The 18,158-nt window shown below is 65.2% G+C and carries 14 protein-coding genes; 10 read left to right on the top strand and 4 right to left on the bottom strand.

Going from position 1 to position 18,158, the window contains the following annotated elements:
* Positions 1 to 8: 8 nt before the first annotated feature.
* Genes J8G26_RS11595 through J8G26_RS11580 form a run of 4 tightly spaced genes read left to right on the top strand, consistent with a single transcriptional unit; the run spans position 9 to position 3,548 of the window.
* Positions 9 to 452, top strand: coding sequence for a nucleotidyltransferase domain-containing protein (locus J8G26_RS11595; RefSeq protein ID WP_087745109.1), 444 nt, complete (start codon positions 9 to 11; stop codon positions 450 to 452).
* Positions 442 to 858 carry a DUF86 domain-containing protein gene (locus J8G26_RS11590; protein WP_087745111.1) on the top strand — a complete coding sequence of 139 codons (417 nt, stop codon included), beginning with the start codon at positions 442 to 444 and terminating at the stop codon, positions 856 to 858. The genes J8G26_RS11595 and J8G26_RS11590 overlap by 11 nt, the downstream gene beginning before the upstream one ends.
* Positions 859 to 867: 9 nt before the next feature.
* Positions 868 to 1,911: an ABC transporter permease gene (locus tag J8G26_RS11585; RefSeq protein WP_087745113.1), complete on the top strand. Its 1,044-nt coding sequence runs from the start codon at positions 868 to 870 to the stop codon at positions 1,909 to 1,911.
* Positions 1,908 to 3,548, top strand: coding sequence for a dipeptide ABC transporter ATP-binding protein (locus J8G26_RS11580; protein WP_087745116.1), 1,641 nt, complete (start codon positions 1,908 to 1,910; stop codon positions 3,546 to 3,548). Before J8G26_RS11585 ends, J8G26_RS11580 begins: the two co-directional genes overlap by 4 nt.
* A 66-nt stretch (positions 3,549 to 3,614) precedes the next feature.
* Here J8G26_RS11580 and J8G26_RS11575 read toward each other — a convergent pair whose 3' ends face one another.
* Positions 3,615 to 4,055 carry an XRE family transcriptional regulator gene (locus J8G26_RS11575; RefSeq protein WP_210569019.1) on the bottom strand — a complete coding sequence of 147 codons (441 nt, stop codon included), beginning with the start codon at positions 4,053 to 4,055 and terminating at the stop codon, positions 3,615 to 3,617.
* 119 nt (positions 4,056 to 4,174) lie between these two features.
* Here J8G26_RS11575 and J8G26_RS11570 point away from each other — a divergent pair, with 119 nt between their 5' ends.
* Positions 4,175 to 6,271, top strand: a complete 2,097-nt coding sequence (locus J8G26_RS11570; RefSeq protein ID WP_210569018.1) for a DNA methyltransferase — start codon at positions 4,175 to 4,177, stop codon at positions 6,269 to 6,271.
* 91 nt (positions 6,272 to 6,362) lie between these two features.
* Here the strand turns inward: J8G26_RS11570 and J8G26_RS11565 are convergent, their stop codons facing one another.
* Together J8G26_RS11565 and J8G26_RS11560 are read right to left on the bottom strand one after the other, a co-directional pair.
* A complete protein-coding gene (locus J8G26_RS11565) occupies positions 6,363 to 6,506 on the bottom strand; it encodes a hypothetical protein (RefSeq protein ID WP_210569017.1) in 144 nt (47 codons plus the stop codon).
* A 23-nt stretch (positions 6,507 to 6,529) separates the two neighbouring features.
* Positions 6,530 to 7,273, bottom strand: a complete 744-nt coding sequence (locus tag J8G26_RS11560; protein ID WP_087745122.1) for a phosphoribosyltransferase — start codon at positions 7,271 to 7,273, stop codon at positions 6,530 to 6,532.
* Between the two features lie 47 nt (positions 7,274 to 7,320).
* Between J8G26_RS11560 and J8G26_RS11555 the strand changes: the two genes are divergently transcribed.
* The 3 genes from J8G26_RS11555 to J8G26_RS11545 all read left to right on the top strand — a co-directional run bounded on the left by J8G26_RS11555 (position 7,321) and on the right by J8G26_RS11545 (position 12,569).
* Complete coding sequence (locus tag J8G26_RS11555) at positions 7,321 to 10,290, top strand: DEAD/DEAH box helicase family protein (protein WP_210569016.1); 2,970 nt, start codon at positions 7,321 to 7,323, stop codon at positions 10,288 to 10,290.
* A 132-nt stretch (positions 10,291 to 10,422) separates the two neighbouring features.
* Positions 10,423 to 11,472, top strand: a complete 1,050-nt coding sequence (locus J8G26_RS11550; protein WP_232476500.1) for a DMT family transporter — start codon at positions 10,423 to 10,425, stop codon at positions 11,470 to 11,472.
* Between the two features lie 131 nt (positions 11,473 to 11,603).
* Positions 11,604 to 12,569 (top strand): cation diffusion facilitator family transporter, encoded by a 966-nt coding sequence (locus tag J8G26_RS11545; protein ID WP_087745126.1) that lies wholly within the window; start codon positions 11,604 to 11,606, stop codon positions 12,567 to 12,569.
* A 37-nt stretch (positions 12,570 to 12,606) separates the two neighbouring features.
* On the opposite strand, the gene J8G26_RS11540 is transcribed toward J8G26_RS11545, so the two are convergent.
* Positions 12,607 to 15,180 (bottom strand): cation-translocating P-type ATPase, encoded by a 2,574-nt coding sequence (locus J8G26_RS11540; protein WP_210569015.1) that lies wholly within the window; start codon positions 15,178 to 15,180, stop codon positions 12,607 to 12,609.
* Positions 15,181 to 15,419: 239 nt separating this feature from the next.
* Between J8G26_RS11540 and J8G26_RS11535 the strand changes: the two genes are divergently transcribed.
* The gene (locus J8G26_RS11535; protein ID WP_087745129.1) at positions 15,420 to 16,646 is read left to right on the top strand and encodes an MFS transporter; all 1,227 of its coding nucleotides are present in this window, start codon (positions 15,420 to 15,422) and stop codon (positions 16,644 to 16,646) included.
* Between the two features lie 26 nt (positions 16,647 to 16,672).
* Positions 16,673 to 18,145 (top strand): RNB domain-containing ribonuclease, encoded by a 1,473-nt coding sequence (locus J8G26_RS11530; protein ID WP_210569014.1) that lies wholly within the window; start codon positions 16,673 to 16,675, stop codon positions 18,143 to 18,145.
* The last annotated feature ends 13 nt before the right edge of the window (positions 18,146 to 18,158 follow it).

Raw genomic sequence — 18,158 nt, 5'->3', positions numbered from 1 at the left:
AGGTTTCCATGAACTTGCCACCGCGCTTGCCCCGAACCTTTCAGTCCACCAGCGACGAGGGCACCAAGGAAATTATCCAGGCCCTGCAGGCCTGTGTTCCTGATCTCCTGGCCATCTACGGCTTTGGCAGCCGCGTGCAGGGCGTGGCCGGGCCGCACAGTGACCTGGATGTGGCGGTGCTGGTGGCCGGCTATGCCGACCCGCTCAGCCTGTGGCGCTGGGCCGCAGATTTGAGCGATGTGGCCGGGTGCCCCGTGGATCTGCTGGATTTGCGCGCCGCGTCCACGGTGATGCAGTACCAGATCATCACCACCGGCATGCGCTGGTGGGCACGGGATGCGCAGGCTGCCTTGTTTGAAAGCGCCATCCTGAGCGAAAAAACCGCGCTGGACACTGCGCGCGCCGGTCTGCTGGCCGACATTGCGCAGCGGGGGAGCGTGTATGGCAGATGACGTGCTGTTGAACAAGGCCGCCACGATCGAGCGCTGCGTGGCGCGCGCACGCGAAGAATATTTCAGCGAGCCTGGCACCTTTGCCACCAACTTCACGCGCCAGGATGCCGCCATCCTGAATATCCAGCGCGCCTGCGAGGCCGCGCTGGACATGGGCCAGCACCTGATCCGGCGCGAACGGCTTGGCGTTCCGCAAAGCGCACGGGACGTTTTTTCGTTACTGGCGCAAGGCGGTTGGATACAAGCGCACCTGGCCGAAGGCCTGCAGCGCATGGTGGGGTTTCGCAATATCGCTGTGCATGATTACAAGGTGCTGCAATTACCCATCACGGTGGCCATCATCGAAAAGCATCTGGATGATTTTTTGCAATACAGCAAGGCCGTGCTGCAGCGTGATGGCGCCTGAAAATTTGGCATGACGATGGTTGCACCTGTCTCGCTCTCCCCCTCCCGCCGTGCCTGGCTGCGCTTCAAGCGCAACCGCCTGGGCTACTGGAGCCTGCTGATTTTTTGCGTGCTGGTGGCGCTGAGCCTGTGTGCCGAGCTGGTCAGCAACGATCGGCCGCTCATCGTGCGCTACGAGGGGCAGACTTATTTCCCCATGCTCAAGGACTACCCCGAGAAAACCTTTGGCGGAGATTTTGAAACCCCTGCCGACTACCTCGACCCCTTCATTCGCGAGCGCATCACGCAGGGCAGCAACTGGGCGCTGTACACGCTTAACCCCTACGGCCCCAACACGCTCAACTATTTCGCCAAATCGCCCAACCCCTCGGCACCCACCGCCGACAACTGGCTGGGCACCGACGACAGAGGACGCGACCTGCTGGCGCAGCTGATTTACGGCTTTCGCGTGAGCGTGCTGTTCGCGCTGGCGCTCACCGTCACGGGCGTGGCGCTGGGCGTGGTCACGGGCGCCATCCAGGGCTTTTTTGGCGGCAAGACCGATTTGGCGTTTCAGCGCTTCATCGAAATCTGGGGCTCCATGCCCGAGCTGTATTTGCTCATCATCTTCAGCGCCGTGTTCGCGCCCAGCATCTCGCTGCTGCTGATTTTGCTCAGCCTGTTCGGCTGGATGGGGCTGAGCGACTACGTGCGCGCCGAATTTTTGCGCAACCGCCAGCTCGACTACGTGAAGGCTGCGCGCGCCCTGGGCGTGGGCAATGGGCAGATCATCTGGCGCCACATCCTGCCCAACAGCCTCACGCCGGTGGTCACGTTTTTGCCGTTCCGCATGAGCGCGGCCATCCTGGCGCTGACCTCGCTCGACTTCCTGGGCCTGGGTGTGCCGCCCGGCACGCCCAGCCTGGGCGAGCTGCTCTCGCAGGGCAAGAACAGCATCGACGCCTGGTGGATATCGCTCAGCACTTTTGGCGTGCTGGTGGTCACGCTGCTGCTGCTGACCTTCATGGGCGACGCGTTGCGGGATGCGCTCGATCCGCGAAAGGCCGAAAAATGACGGGCGAAGCCATCAACCCGCTGCTCCAGGTGCGCGACCTCTCCGTGCGCTTTGGCGCCAAAGAGGTGGTGCGCAGCGCCAGCTTCAGCATCGCGCCCGGCGAAAAGCTGGCCCTGGTGGGTGAATCGGGCTCGGGCAAAACCATCACGGCACTCAGCCTGCTGCGCCTGGCGGGTGATGCCAAAATCAGCGGCAAGGCCTTGCTGCGCGGGCGCGACCTGCTCTCATTGTCAGAGCGCGAGATGCGCGGCATTCGCGGCGGCGACATCGCCATGGTGTTCCAGGAGCCCATGACGGCGCTCAACCCGCTGATGACCATCGGCCAGCAGATTGCCGAGGTTTTAGCGCTCAAAAAGGCATTGAGCCCCGCCCAGTGTGCGCAAGCAGCTATTGAACTGCTAGCAAAAACCGGCATCCCCGAGCCCGGGCGCCGCGCGGGCAGCTTTCCGCACCAGTTGAGCGGCGGCCAGCGCCAGCGCGCCATGATCGCCATGGCCCTGGCCAGCGAGCCCGCGCTGCTGCTGGCCGACGAGCCCACCACGGCGCTCGACGTCACGCTGCGCGGTCAGATTCTCGACCTGCTGTCCGACCTGCAGCGCAAAAGCGGCATGGCCGTGCTGCTCATCACGCATGACCTGAACCTGGTGCGCCGCTTTGCCGACCGCGTGGCCGTGATGGAGCAGGGCGTGCTGGTGGAACAGGGCCGCGTGGCCGATGTGTTTGGCGCCCCGCAACACGATTACACCCGCCGCCTGATCGCCAGCCTGCCCCGGCGCGATGTGGTCGAGGGCCATGCGCCCGCAGGCACCGCCCCGGTGATGAAGACGCAGGATTTGCGCGTGGCTTACCCCACCCCCTTGCCCGGTGTGCGCGGCTGGTTCAAAAAAGGCGAATTCGTGGCCGTGCAGGGCGCCACGCTGCAACTGTTGCCCGGCCGCACGCTGGGCGTGGTGGGCGAATCGGGCTCGGGCAAGTCCACGCTGGCGCTGGCCATATTGGGGTTGCTGCCGCATGGCGGCGCGCTGGCCGTGGCGGGGCAGGGGTGGCAGCAGCCCGCCACGCGCAACACGCCCGCCAACCAGCAGCTGCGCCGCAAGGTGCAGGTGGTGTTCCAGGACCCGTTTTCGTCGCTCTCGCCGCGCCTCACCGTTGAAGAGATCGTGGGCGAAGGCCTCAAGGTGCACGAGGCGGCGCTGAGTGTGGCTGCCCGCCGCACCCGCGTGGAGGCCGCGCTGAACGAGGTGGGCCTGACCGAAGCGCAATACCCCGGCCTGCTGGCGCGCTACCCGCACGAGTTTTCGGGTGGCCAGCGCCAGCGCCTGGCCATTGCGCGCGCGCTCATCGTGCAGCCGCAGGTGCTGGTGCTCGACGAGCCCACCAGCGCGCTCGACGTCACCATCCAGCAGCAGGTGCTGGGCCTGCTGCAGCGCCTGCAGCGCGACAAGGGCCTGAGCTATCTGCTCATCACGCACGACGTGGATGTGATCCGCGCCATGGCGCACGACGTGCTGGTGATGAAAGACGGCGCCGTTGTCGAGCACGGCACCGTGGCCCAGGTGCTGGATGCGCCGCAGCACCCCTACACGCAGCGGCTGGTGGCGGCGGCCACGGTGCCAGAGGTTGCGACTGAATTTTAAGGGCAAAAAATGGCTCTGGCGCTTACTGGTAAAGCGCTGGTAGCTATTAAAAAATGAGTTCCTGACTCAGCGCGGCGCCGTTTTGCTGAGCGGGTCTGCGCCCGCATCGGTGCCGCTGGCATGCACCTTGGCAAAGGTCAGGATGACCTCGCGGATCAGCTTGCGCTGGGGAATGGGCAGTTTCAGGAACGCCTCAAAAATATCCCTGTCCTGGTAGCCAATGCCGCTGTCCCAACGAGAGCGGCGCTGCTCCACCTTGCGCTGGATTTCATCGCCAAAGTTGAGCTGCTGCGGTGGCACGCCCAGCCACTCGGCCAGCACCAGCAGTTTTTCGTGCGTGGGCAGCGTTTCGCCGCGCAGCCAGCGGCGCACGCCGTGCAGCGTCATGGGCTTGCCCCAGTAGCGCGTATTGAACTCCCGTTCCAGCACCGCAGGCTTGGGCTCATAGCCCGCAGCCTTCATGGCGTCACGTAACCGGTTCGCAAACATGTTCTTTGCGTTTTCCATGCGGTTACGCTATTCGCGGCTTTGTGCACAGAGGGAACAGGCCTGTATAGTTACAAAAATAGCGTAACTATCAGTCACGTTGACGAGTCTGGCGGGCCAGAGGATGTCAGCGCCTATACATGCCCAAATCCCTGCTCGAACAACTCCCCGAAATCGTCGCCAACGGGCGCAAGCAAGCCGAAAAGATCCTGGAGAGTCTGGAAAGCCGCCAGCGCGTGCGCCTGCAAACACGCGAGGTGGTGCTGCCCGCCAAAGACAGCGCCGCGCAAGACTGGGTGACGCAGCAGCGGCGCAGCGCGCAGCAAGAGGTGTTTGCGCCGGGCCAAAGCAGCCTGCTGCCCAGCGCGCAGGCCATGCTGGGCGCCGCGCCCACTGGCCCCACCGCTCGCCCTGAGTTTGTCGAAGGGCAACCCTGGGCCAACCGCCTGATCTACGGCGACAACCTGCTGGCCATGGCCGCGCTGCTGGCGGGCGATGAAGACACGCCCAGCCTGCGCGGCAAGGTGGATTTGATCTACATCGACCCGCCGTTTGACAGCAAGGCCGACTACCGCACCAAGGTCACGCTACCGGGCGTGGAGCTGGAGCAAAAGCCCACGGTGATTGAGCAGTTCGCGTATTCCGACACCTGGAGCGATGGCACCGCGTCCTACCTGGCCATGATCACGCCGCGCCTGATCCTGATGCGGGAGCTGCTGGCGGATACCGGCTCGATTTATGTGCATCTGGATTGGCATGTGGGGCATTACGTGAAAATTTTGCTCGACGAGATTTTTGGGAAACGCCACTTTGATAACCAGATTGTTTGGCACTACAGCCAAGGCGGCAAATCCACTGAGGGCTTTGCGAAAAAACACGATCTCATGTTCGTTTACACAAAAAGTGTGGATCGATTTTTCGATGGAAAAGCTGTTCGTATGCCGTTCACACCGCATAAGCAGGACAAGTCTGGGAAGAACTACGGCGGTCGAATGGGCGTCGATGATGATGGCCGCGAGTACGTCGAAAAATGGGGGACTGGTAAGAAAAAACTGTATCGCTATTACTTGGATGAGGGAAAAGTACCAGAGAACGTCTGGTCGGACATTCAATCGATCCAATCCGATGCAGGTGAACGCTCGGGCTACGCAACCCAAAAACCAGAGCCTCTAATTGAACGAGTAATTCTTGCTTCATGTCCATCAGACGGGGTAGTTCTGGATTTCTTCGGTGGCTCCGGCACCACCGCCGCCGTCGCCGAAAAACTCGGCCGCCGCTGGATCACCACCGACCTCGGCAAGCCCGCCTGCATGATCATGCGCAAGCGCCTGATCGACCTCGAAGCCAAGCCTTTCCTTTACCAGGCCATCGGCGACTACCAGGTCGAGGCCGCCAAGGCGCACCTGGGGCGCGATTTCCGGATTGGCGATTTATCGCAGATCGTGCTGTCGCTGTACGGCGCGCTGCCCCTGCCGCCCGAGGCCAATCCGCAGCGCAACCTGGGCCAGATTGCGGGCGTGGAGCTGAATGGCCGGCGCGGCAGCAAAACACTGGTGCTGGCCGATTCGCCCAACAAGCTCACCGGCACCGCCACCCTGAAAAAAGCCATTGCCCAGCGCGACAACCTGCTGGGCGGCTGGGACCGCGTGGTGGTGCTGGGCTGGAACTTTGAGCCCAGCATTGGCGAGACCATCACCGCGCTGAATGACGACCGCCTCGAAGTGCTGGTGATTCCGCCCGACCTGATGGACCGCCTGAAAAAGAAGGGCGGCATCGACAAACTGCGCGGGCAGGTGCGGTTTTCGTCGCTGCAATACCTGACGATCCACCCGATCGAGCGCAAGGCTTCGACAAGCTCAGTCCGAACGGAGGGGAAAGATACGCCGCAGGAAACCCTGAGCGTGCGCCTGAAAAACTACGTGCTGCTCTCGCCCGAGGCCATCAACCTCGACGACGCCAACCGCGCCAAGCTGCAGGCCGTGGCCAACGCCGAGCCGCTGGCGCTGATCGAATACTGGGCGGTGGACCCGGATTACGACGGGCGCGTGTTCCGCTCGGTGTGGCAGGACTACCGGGGCAACACCGCCAACGATGCCGATGCGCTGCGCGTGGTCACGCAGGCCACTTTGAGCGTGCCCGCCCACAGCGGCCCACGCCGGGTGTGCGTGCGGGTGGTGGATGTGTTTGGGTTTGAGGCCGAGGTGGTGGCACAAGTGCCGGCTGCCTGCGCGGCGTAACGCTCAGGGCGCATCCATGTGTGACCGCCCGGATGGCGCTGTCGTGGCTGTACCTCTTCGCGATGTGAAGGGAAGAAACACCACCGCTTGGCTACGCATGGCTGGCAGCAATGAAAGCGAGCTGCAAATCCGGGTTGTCGCGCACGGCCCGGCGGATGGTGCGGACAGCCGGGGCCTTTTGCCGAGAGGCCGAGAGGTGGTCATGGCGAATGCTGTCTTTGATTCCATCAGCCATTGGCTTGATGGCGACCATAGTTTTCAGGAAAGCGCTGCGCCATCTCCTGCTTGCTCTGCCTCAGCAATGCGATCTCGGATGGTGTCAGCCGCCTCGGTTCGGGCGAGGTACCGAGCTTCTGATTCAGTAAGCGCGTCGAAGGTGTGAGCGAAATGTCCGATCCACCAGTTTTCAAGTTCTGTTCCATGTTTTTCCCTCAGTGCTTGCAAAGTTTGAGGCAGCGGCGTCAATTTGGCCGAATAGGGCTTTCCTGTCAGCGTTACCGCTGCCACTACACGCCCGCCATTGGATTCGATATGGCCCTTCAAGTTCGCCAAGGTGCCACCCATTCCCACAAAGTCATCAACCAACACGTATTCGCATCCGGCCTTCACTGGGCCTTGGAATTCAGCTTGGCGGGCCATGCGCCAGAAACCCTTGGCGCTGGTATGCCCCACCACATTGACCTGAACAACCCCTGTATCCACAGGCCAGTCCAGCACCTTTCCCAGCAGCTCCGCAAAAACCTCAGGAATCGCATTGACACCTTCGCGCTCAACGGCGTGGGCACTGACCAATGTCGGTGCGCGTCCTCCCAGCAATTCCTCCAGCACATGCGTTTTATCAAGACTGAATGTATCCACAACCAAATCTGTGGCTGCATCGTCGTTACCCGATTTCGCGGCTTTGTAGGCCGGGTGCTGTTTGACGGCAGATTCTGTGGCGTGAATCACGACATCAGGAAACGCGCCCCATGCGGTGCGAGGTGGGTGAAAGGTGGCAGGCATGGCCGGAATTCTCCCACGCACACTGTTTTTTTGAATTCAACCTTCCCATGACACCTACCGATAACCCCCTCGCCCTCTCCGCCGCACTCACGGCCAAAACCAACCAGTTGGCCCTGGGCCTCGAACACGGCGCCGCCGATCTGCTGGACCTCGTCACCCCCACCACGGCCGAGCTGCTGCTGTGGTGGTTCGGCCAGGACATGGTGGACGCGCGCGGCGGGCTGAACTTTCATGCCGGGCAAAAGCAGGCCATCCTGAACGCCATCGTGGCGCACGAGGTGCTGGGCGCCGGGAAGGCAAGCTGGACGCTGAAAGACCTGTACCAGCAGGTGGCGCCCGATGCGCTGCTGGCGGGCACCCGGCTGGCCGAGGTGTCGGCGGGCAAACACGCGCACCCCAAATACTGCTTCAAGATGGCCACGGGCACGGGCAAGACCTGGGTGTTGCAGGCGCTCTTGATCTGGCAGTTGCTCAACAAGACGGCGGCGCTGGCCGAGGGCATGGACGACGCACGCTTTACCCGCCAGTTCATGGTGGTGGCGCCGGGGCTAATTGTTTACGAGCGGCTGCTGGATGCGTTTTGCGGAAAATTGATAGCAGGCAGCGCAAGCGGGGCAAGGGATTTCGCCAGTTCTGACATGGCGCAGTTTGCCGACCTGTTCATCCCCGAGGCGCACCGCGATGCGGTGTTTGCCTTTGTGCGCGGCAACGTCTGTGGCAAGGGCGAGATTGGCCTGAAGGCTACGGGCAACGGCATGATCGCCATTACCAACTGGCACCTTTTGGTAGATGGGCTGGCTGAAGGCGAGGTGGTTGACGACGTGGAAACAGTGGAGACCCCAGGCGCGCCGCTGGAACCGCAGCAGGTGGTGGCCGCCGTGCTGCCGCTCATGCCGGGCCGCGCCACGGGCAACAGCCTGGACGTGCTGGACCGCCGCTATGCGCGCGGCAATGTGCTGGAGTTTCTGGCTGCGCTGCCCGAGCTGATGGTGTTCAACGACGAGGCACACCACATCCATGAGTTCAAGCGCGAAGGCGAGGTGACCGAGGTGGAGTGGCAAAAGAGCCTGAGCCGCATTGCCGAAACCAAGGGCCGGCGCTTTGTGCAGGTGGACTTTTCTGCCACGCCGTACAACGATGTGGGCAGTGGCAAGAACAAGAAGAAGCTGTACTTTGCGCACATCGTCACCGACTTTGACCTGAAGTCGGCCATGCGCGCGGGGCTGGTCAAGTCGTTGGTGCTGGACAGGCGCAAGGAAATTGGCGCGCTGCCGCTGGAGTTCAAGGCCGAGCGCGACGAGGCGGGCAACCCCATCTTGAGCGAGGGCCAGCGCGTGATGCTGCGCGCCGGGCTGCAAAAGCTGCGCAAGCTCGAAGCCGACTTCGCCCGTATCGACCCCGCCCGCCACCCCAAGATGCTGGTGGTGTGCGAGGACACGACGGTGTCGCCCCTGGTGGCGCAGTTTCTGCAAGAGCAGGAAGGCTTGCAGGCGGATGAGGTGATGACCATCGACTCGGGCAAAAAAGCCGAGCTGGGCGAGAAAGACTGGGCGCCCGTGCGCGAGCGCCTGTTCAGCGTGGACCGGCACGCCACGCCGCGCGTCATTGTCAGCGTGTTGATGCTGCGCGAGGGCTTTGACGTGAACAACATTTGCGTCATCGTGCCGCTGCGCAGCTCGCAAGCGCAAATTTTGCTGGAGCAGACCATTGGCCGGGGCCTGCGCCTGATGTGGCGCGATGCCGAATACGCCGACCTGAAGCGCGAAAACCGCGAGCGCATCAACGCCGGGCAAGAGCCTGCCAACCTGATCGACGTGCTGAGCATCGTCGAGCACCCGGCGTTTCAGTCGTTTTACGACGACTTGCTGAAAGAAGGCCTGGCGGGCACCACGGGCGAGGGCATGGACGACACCTCCAGCACGGGCGACGTGATGGCCGCCGAGCTGCGCGAGGGCTTTGAGGCATTTGACTTTGGCATCCCGTTCATCCTGCGCGAGGCCGATGAGCTGCGGGACCACGCCGCCATCGATGTGCTGGCGCTGCCCGCCTTCACCGCCCTGTCGGCGCACGAATTGCGCGGCCTGCTGGGCAAGGGCGACACCTTCATCTCGCAAGACCTGCAAAGCGCCACGTTGTTTGGCGACTACCGCGTGGATGGCGCAGTGATGAACGTGGGCGGCTACAACGACTATCTGGCGCGCCTGACGCGACGCATCAGCCAGGCGCTGAGCGAGCCGCTGCCCAAAGGTAACAAAATTGCCACGCACCTGGCCAAACCCTATTTGCAAGTCAACACCGCCGATTTGACCGGCTGGCTGGACGACTACATCTGGACGCGGCTGTTTGGCGCCGCCTTCAACCCGCTTGAAGATGAAAACTGGCGCCTGTTGCTGCTGCAGCCGGTGGTGGAGCACATCACCAAGGTGTTTGCCGTGGCGCTGCTCGAATCCGAAGAGCAGCACACCAGCGGCCACACCGAGGTGCATGCGCGCTGGATCAGCGAGGTGCCGCGCCTGATGCTGCGCGAGGCCCATTCGGTAGAAGTCAGCAAGTGCATCTACACCCGCCTGGGCTGGCCCGCGCGCAATGGCGGGCTGGAGCGCAGTTTCATCCACTGGGCGCAGGCCGATAGCCAGGTGCTGGCGTTTTGCAAGATCAGCGAAAACCGCCACCACTTTGCCCGCCTGCGTTATGTGAAGGACGACGGCTTGCCCGCGTTTTACAGCCCCGATTTTCTGGTGCGCACGGCCAGCGGCATTTTTCTGGTGGAAACCAAGGCGCAGCAGCAGGCCATTCACCCCAATGTGCAGCGCAAGTTGAAAGCCGCCGTGGCTTGGGTAGCGCGCATCAACGCCCTGGCGCCAGAACACCGGCAAGGCCTGCCCTGGCATTACGTGCTGCTGGCCGAGAACGTGGTGCACGAGTGGCAGGCCAAGGGCGCGCACCTGGCCGAGCTGCTGGATTACGCCCGGCTGCGGCCGCTGGCCAGTGCAGAGCTGCAGGGGTGGTTGCTGTAGGCGGCGTGTTGGGCCCATCGGCCTGCTTGGGTTGAACGCGTCAATAATGCAGCCTGGCGCCACGGTTTGATAAAAATGTGGCCCTGGTGCTTATGCAGTAAGCGCTACCAGCTATCAAATCAGGAGTGTTTGGTGTTCGATATCCATGGACCCGCCTTGCGCGGAGGCGCTGTGGCGCTGCTGGCGGCGGTGCTGTTTGGCGTCAGCACGCCGCTGGTGCAGCACCTGGGCGCGGGGTTGGGCGCCTTCAGCACGGCGGCGCTGCTGTATGCGGGCGCTGCCGGCATGGGCGCGGTGTTGCGCAAGCCGGTGCAGCAGGAAGCGCGCTTGCGGCGTGCCGATGCGTCCCGCCTGCTGGCCATGGCGGGGTTGGGTGCCGTGCTGGGGCCGGTGGCGCTGGCCTGGGGCTTGCAGCGCACCAGCGGCAGCAGCGCCTCGCTGATGCTGACGCTGGAGGCGCTTTTCACCGCGCTGCTGGCCTGGCGCCTCTACCACGAAACCATGGACCGGCGGGTGTGGGCGGCCATGCTGTTGCTGCTGGCCGGGGGCGTGGCGCTGGTGGTGGACCAGGGGCGCCTCGGTGGCGTGGAGCTGGCCGGCCTGCTGGCGGTGTTGCTGGCCACCATGGCCTGGGGGGCGGACAACACCTTGTCGCGCGCCCTGGCCGAGCGCGACCCGGCGCAGGTGGTGCTGGTCAAGGCCGCACTGGGCGCCTGCGCCACGGCGCTGCTGGCCTGGGGCTTGGGCGAGCCCTTGCCCACTGCGGCGGCGGCCTGGGGCCTGGTAGCCGTGGGGGCCACGGGCTATGGGCTCAGCCTGCGTTGCTACCTGCTGGCGCAACGCGCGTTTGGTGCGGCGCGCACCGGCTCGGTGTTTGCGTTTGCGCCGTTCATTGGCGCGGTGCTGGCGTTTGCCATGGGCGACCGCAGTGCCGGCGGGCTGGTGGTGGTGGGCGGCCTGCTGATGGTGGCCGGGGTGGTGTTGCACCTGGCCGAAACGCATGAGCACCCGCACGACCACGACGCCCTGGAGCACGAACACGCACATCGGCATGACGACGGGCACCACAACCACCGCCACGACCCGATGCCGCAGGGCAGCCACAGCCATGGGCACCAGCACGGGCCGCAGACGCACACCCATGCGCATGTGCCCGACGCCCACCACACGCACCGGCATTGACTGAATCACACAGCATTTGGCTTGCAGCCACGGGGCAAAATACGCCTCGACGCGGGGCATCCCGCACTGTTTCCCAGACACTGGCCCTTGCGGTTTCCTTTTGTTCTCGGCCTGTCTGACAGGCATCCACCATGAATTTCAACGACTTTGCCGACGACGCTGAAGACACCGCGCACACCCCCGCGCAGCGTGCGGCCGCCGCATCGCGCAGCACCTGGGTGAGTGTGGGCGTCAACCTGGTGTTGTCCACCATCCAGATCGTGGTGGGGGTGCTGGCCAAATCCCAGGGCCTGATTGCCGACGGCATCCACTCGCTGTCCGACCTGGTGGCCGATTTCGTGGTGCTGTTCGCCAACCACCATGCCCAAAAAGACGCTGACGAGGGCCACCCCTACGGCCACCACCGCTTCGAGACGGCGGCCTCGCTGGTGCTGGGCCTGTTGCTGCTGGGGGTGGGCGCGGGCATGGTGTGGTCGGCGGTGGTCAAGCTGGAGAACCCGCAAGCCGTGCCGCAGGTGCATGTGATCGCCCTGTGGGTGGCGGGGGCCGCGCTGGTGGGCAAGGAGCTGCTGTTTCGCTACATGCTGGCCGTGGCCAAGCGCGTCAAGTCGGGCATGCTGGTGGCCAACGCCTGGCATGCGCGCTCGGATGCGGCTTCGTCGCTGGTGGTGGGCATCGGCATTGCGGGCAACCTGGCCGGCTACCCCATCCTGGACCCCATTGCAGCACTCATCGTCGGCTTCATGGTGGCCAAGATGGGCTGGGAGTTTGGCTGGGACGCCTTGCACGACCTGATGGACCGCTCGGTGGACGAGCAGGAGGTGCAGGCCATCCGCCAGACGCTGCTCGAAACCCCTGGCGTGAGCGGTGTGCACGATGTGCGCACGCGCAAGATGGGCGACATGATCGTGGTGGATGCGCACCTGGAGGTGAACGCCGCGCTCACGGTGGAAGCGGGCCACGACATCGCCGTGCAGGCCCGCCAGCGCGTGCTGCAACGCCACCGCGTGCTCAACCTCATGACCCATGTGGACCCGTGGCGCAAGCCTGACCTGGACCATGCCGCGCAGCCCGCGCGCGGCGGTGGCGCTGCGTAACTGCCACAGGCAATCAGGCGATCAGGCAATCAGGCAATCAGGCAATCAGGCGGTGCCGAGCTGCCCGCCGCACCAGTTCCAGCCAGGCCAGGCACAGCGCCAGCAGGCCAGCGGCCACCACCACGCCTGGGGTGCCGGGCAGCGCCAGCCCCATGAGTGTGCGCAGCCAGGGAATGCCCAGCACCGCCGCCAGCAACACCACCATCGCGGCGGCAATGCGCCACAGCCAGGGGTTGGGTGTGGTGATGCTTTGCAGCGCAGTGCGCGACAGGTCGCGGTTGGCCAGAATCAGCAGCATGACGCACAGCACCAGCGTGCCAAACACCACGGTGCGGCTTTGCGCGCTGCCCCAGCCCTGGCCAGCCAGCCAGTACTGACCGCCCAACAGCAGGGCGGCCATGCCCAGGCCCTGCAGCACCGAGGACACCAGGGGGCCGATGGCAAAGGGCGAGTCGGAAACCGGCCGTGGCGGCCGCTCCATGCTGGCGCTGTCTTCGGGCTCGGCCTCCAGCACGACGGCGCAGGTGGGGTCGATCAGCAACTGCAGCAGCACGATATGCACCGGCATCAGCAGCGTGGGCCATTTCAGCAGCGTGGGCACCAGCACCAGCGCAATGATGGGGGCGTGCACCGCAAAGGTGAAGCGAATGGCCTTGCGGATGTTGCCGTCGATGCGCCGCCCCTGGCGGATGGCGGCGACGATGCGGGCAAAGCTGTCGTCCAGCAGCACCAGCGCGGCGGCCTCGCGCGCCACGTCGGTGCCGCGCTCGCCCATGGCAATGCCCACGTCGGCGGCCTTGAGGGCGGGCGCATCGTTCACGCCGTCGCCCGTCATGGCCACCACCTCGCCACTGGCGCGCAGCAGTTGCACCAGGCGCAGCTTGTGCTGGGGCTGCAGGCGCGCGCACAGGTCCACATGGCGCAGTCGTTCTGTCAGGGCAGCGTCGTCCAGCGCCTGCAGCTGCGCGCCGGTGATGACGTCGGGGCGGTCTGAGAGGCCCACCTGCTGCGCGATGGCGCGGGCCGTGGCGGGGTGATCGCCAGTCATCATGATCACGCGCACGCCCGCGCGCCGGCATTCGGCCAGCGCGGCAGGCACCTCGGGGCGCGGCGGGTCGGCCAGCGCCACCAGGCCCAGAAAATCAAAGTCGAAGTCGTGCTGGCTCTGCGGCCAGGGCGGGCTCTGGCTGGCGGCCGGGGCCACGCCCTTCCAGCGGCCGCGCGCCACACCCAGCACGCGCAGGCCGCGCTCGGCCATGGCCTCCACCTGGCGGCGGATGGCATCGCGCCGCGCTGCATCCAGGTGGCACAGGTCGGCCACGGCCTCGGGCGCGCCCTTGGTGGCCAGCAGGTGCATGTTGGGCTCATCGCTGGCAAAAACGCGCGTCATGGCCAGAATCTCGCCCGACAGGGCGTATTCAAACTCGGGCTCGCGCCCGTCATGCACATGCTCGGTGCCCTGCAGCCACTGGTGGCCAAAATGCTGGATGGCCTTTTCCATGGGGTCGAACGGGTCGCCCGGCGTGGCCAGCATGGCGAACTCGGTCAGCAGGTGGAAGTGCTCGGGCAAGTCGCTGGCGCCTTCGGGGTCGAAATGCTGGTCGGCGGTGGCAAGCCCGGCCACTGCCATGCGGTTCAGGGTGAGCGTGCCCGTCTTGTCCACCGCCAGCACGGTGATGGCGCCCAGTGCCTCGACGGCGGTGACGCGCCGCGTCAGCACCTTCTGGTGTGCAATGCGCCAGGCCCCCAGCGCCAGAAACACGGTCAGGATGACCGGAATCTCCTCGGGCAGGATGGCCATGGCCAACGCAATGCCCGACAGCAGGCTGTCGAGCAGCGGGCGGCCATTCCACCACCAGCCCAGCAGCACCTGCGCCAGCGCCAGCACGACGGCGGCCGTGCCCAGCGTGCGCACCAGCCGGCGCGAGCCCTGTTGCAGCGCAGAAGGCGGCTCGGTGGTTGCCGCCAAGTCGGCGCCGATGCGCCCCACGGCCGTGTGGGCCGCCGTGGCGCACACCTCGGCCACACCCACGCCACGCGTGACCACGGTGCTGGCGTAGATAGCCGCCATGCTTGCCGGCGGCTGCTCGTTGGGTGCTGCGGGCAGTTTGGCCACGGGCACGGCTTCGCCGGTGAGCAGGGATTCGTCCACTTCGAGTTGGCCGTCGAGCAGCAACGCGTCGGCGGCAATGCGGTCGCCCTCGTGCAGCACCAGCAGGTCGCCGCGCACCACGTCGCGCCCGGCAATGCGCTGCTCCTGGCCGTCGCGAATCACCAGCGCGCGCGGGGCCGACAGGTCGCGCAGCGATTTGAGCGCGCGCTGCGTTTTGCGCTCTTGCGCCAGCGTGATGCCGATGACCACGAACACAAAGCCCAGCAAAAACAGCGCCTCGGCGCGGTCGCCCAGCGCCAGGTAGATGCCGCCAGCTGCCAGCAGCATGAGAAACATGGGTTCGGTGAGCACATCGCGCACGATGGCGAGCATGGATTTGGGTGCGCTGCCGGGCAGCAGGTTGGGGCCTTCGGCGCTCAGGCGGCGGGCCGCTTCGGTGGCGCTCAGGCCTGGTGGCATGGACGCTGCGCGGGGCGGTGGGGCTGGATTGGTGGGCATCGCAATCTTCCTCATGGGTTAATAGGCCATGGTGGGCCGCCGGTTCCCTTCGTAGCAGGGCCTGCCGCCAGTGTAGGGATGCGAGATGGCGCTGGGCTTGCGGTTTTGGTGGTTGGAATGAAATAGGCTGTTAGCGCTTATGTAGCAAGCGCTAGCAGCTATTGTTTTAATAGTGACGTGGTGCATCTTCACGCCGATGGCGTTGCACAATGCGAGCACCGTACCGCTGAGGAAACACGATGCGCCCGTCCGTTCGCGAAGATTCCGCTGCCGACCCGGCCACCACCGCCATCACCGCACGCGGCACGATCCATCCCGATGTGCTCAGGCTGGGCCTGGTGAGTTTTTTGACCGACCTGAGCTCCGAGATGATCTTCTCGGTGTTTGCCGTGTTCTTCACCACGGTGGCCGGTGCCTCGACGGCGTTGCTGGGGTTGATCGAGGGCCTGGCAGATTTTTCGGCGTCTTCCCTCAATTACCTGGCCGGCTGGCTTTCAGACCGCAGTGGCCGGCGCAAGTGGTTTGCCACGGCGGGCTACGGCTTTTCGACACTGGCCAAGCTGATCTTGCTGGTGTCGTCGTCCATCGTGGGGTTGTCGGTCTTTCGCGTCATCGAGCGGCTGGGCAAGGGCTTTCGCGGCCCGCCGCGCGATGCCTGGCTGTCGTCGATGGCCGCCAAGGAGTCGCGTGGCTATGCGTTTGGCGTGCACAAGGCCCTGGACAAGGCGGGCGCCGTGCTGGGCCCGCTGGTGGCTTATGCGGTGCTCCAATCGCTGGGCGAATCGGCCAGCACCTACAGCCTGCTGTTTCTGGTGGCCTTTGTGCCGGCGGTGGTGGCCGTGGTGGTGCTCACGCGCATCCCCGACCAGCGCGGCCAGCCCCATGCGCGCGAGAGCGTGCGGCAGAACTGGCAGCAGCTCAGCCCGGCGTTCAAGCGTTTTCTGGTGCCGGCAGGGGTGTTTGCGCTGGCGTATTTCAGCCTGGGCTTTGTCTTGCTCAAGGCCCATGCCGTGGGCTTTGGCATGACCGACATCGTGCTGCTGTATGCGCTGTTCAATGCCATCTGCGTGGTGGCGGCGCCGCTGGTGGGGCGGCTGGGCGACAGGGTGGGGCGCAGCCGCATCGTGGTGCTGGGCTATGCGCTGTATGCGGCCCTCAATGTGTGGCTGGTGCTGGCGGCCAGCCGCGGGGAAATGGTGGGCATTTTTTGCCTGTATGGCGTGTTCTATGCCATCGAAGAGTCGCAAAGCAAGGCCTTCATCGCCGACCTGGAGCCCGAGCGCCGCGCCACGGCCATGGGCGTCTACAACTTCGTCACGGGTGGCTTGTACCTGCCCGCATCGCTGATGGCGGGCGCCCTGTGGGCGGTGGCGCCAGCCCTGGCTTTCGGGTTGGCCGCGGTGCTGTCGGTGGCGGCCATGGTGGTGTTTATTGCGTCGAAGCCCGCCGCAGTCGGGGGGCGCTGATCGCAGCGGCAACTTACATTTGGGCCATGGACAAACCACACACCTTTCACCGCAGCGACCTGGTGCGCATTGCCATTGATGCCATGAAGGAGCGCGGCCTGGAGCCCGAGTTTCCGCCGCGCGCCCTGCAGCAGCTGCAGACCATCGACGCCGCCGCGCAGGACGACGACCCGCGCATCCGCGACCTGACCGCGCTGCCCTGGTGCTCGATCGACAACGACGACTCGCGCGACCTCGACCAGCTCACGGCCTGCGGCCCCTTGGGCCATGGCGCCGTGAAGATTTTTGTGGCCGTGGCCGATGTGGACGCCCTGGTCAAAAAGAACTCGGCCATCGACCAGCACGCGCACACCAACACCACGTCGGTGTATACATCGGCGCGGGTGTTTCCGATGCTGCCCGAGCGTCTGTCCACCGACCTCACCTCGCTGAACCCCGGCCAGGAGCGCATCGCCATCGTGACCGAAATGGTGGTGGATGCCGAGGGCGTCGTCACCCATTCCACCGTGCACCGTGCGCGGGTGCGCAACCAGGCCAAGCTGGCCTACGACGCGGTGGCCGCGTGGATCGAGGGCGCGGGTGACCTGCCCGAGGCCGCGCGCGCGGTGCCCGGCATGGACGAGCAGCTGCGCACCCAGGATGCGGTGGCCCAGCGCATGCGCGCGCGCCGGCGCGAGCAGGGCTCGCTCGATCTGGAGACCTTCCAGCCGCGCGCGGTGTTCGACGGCGACCGCGTGGTGGACATTCGCCAGCAAGCGCAGAACCGGGCGCGCCAGCTCATCGAAGAATTCATGATCGCCACCAACACCTGCACCGCGCAGTTTCTGGCGCAGCATGGCGGCAGCGCCTTGCGGCGGGTGGTGCGCTCGCCCGAGCGCTGGCTGCGCATCGTGGAAGTGGCCAGCAAGTATGGCGAGGCGCTGCCCAAAGAGCCCGATTCGCGCGCGCTCGAGGGTTTTCTGGCGCGCCAGCGCAAGGCCGATCCGCTGCGCTTTCCCGATCTGTCGCTGGTCATAGTCAAGCTGATGGGGTCGGGCGAGTATGTGGTGGAGCACGCGCGGGGCGAGCCCATCGGCCACTTCGGCCTGGCCGTGCGCGACTACACGCATTCCACGGCGCCCAACCGCCGTTACCCTGATCTGGTGAGCCTGCGCATGGTCAAGGCGCTGCTGTCGGGCGAGCGTGCGCCCTATGGCCTGGCCGAACTGACCACGCTGGCCGAGCATTGCACCCACCAGGAAGACGCGGCCCAAAAGGTGGAGCGCAGCGTGCGCAAATCCGAGGCAGCGCTGTTCATGCAGGGGTTGATCGGCCAGCGGTTTGACGCCATCGTCACCGGCCGCAGCGAAATCGCCACCTGGGTGCGCATCTTCACGCCGCCGGCCGAGGGCCTGCTGGTGGCGGGGGATTTCAACCTCGACGTGGGGGCGAAAATCCGCGTGAAGCTGGTCAGCACGAACGTGGAGCGCGGTTTCATCGATTTCGAGCAGGCGCGCTGAACAGCCGCACCGA

It is taken from the genome of Acidovorax sp. JG5 (assembly GCF_017939685.1).
Lineage (GTDB): Bacteria > Pseudomonadota > Gammaproteobacteria > Burkholderiales > Burkholderiaceae_C > Acidovorax.
This window is presented reverse-complemented; position numbering and strand designations above follow the sequence as displayed.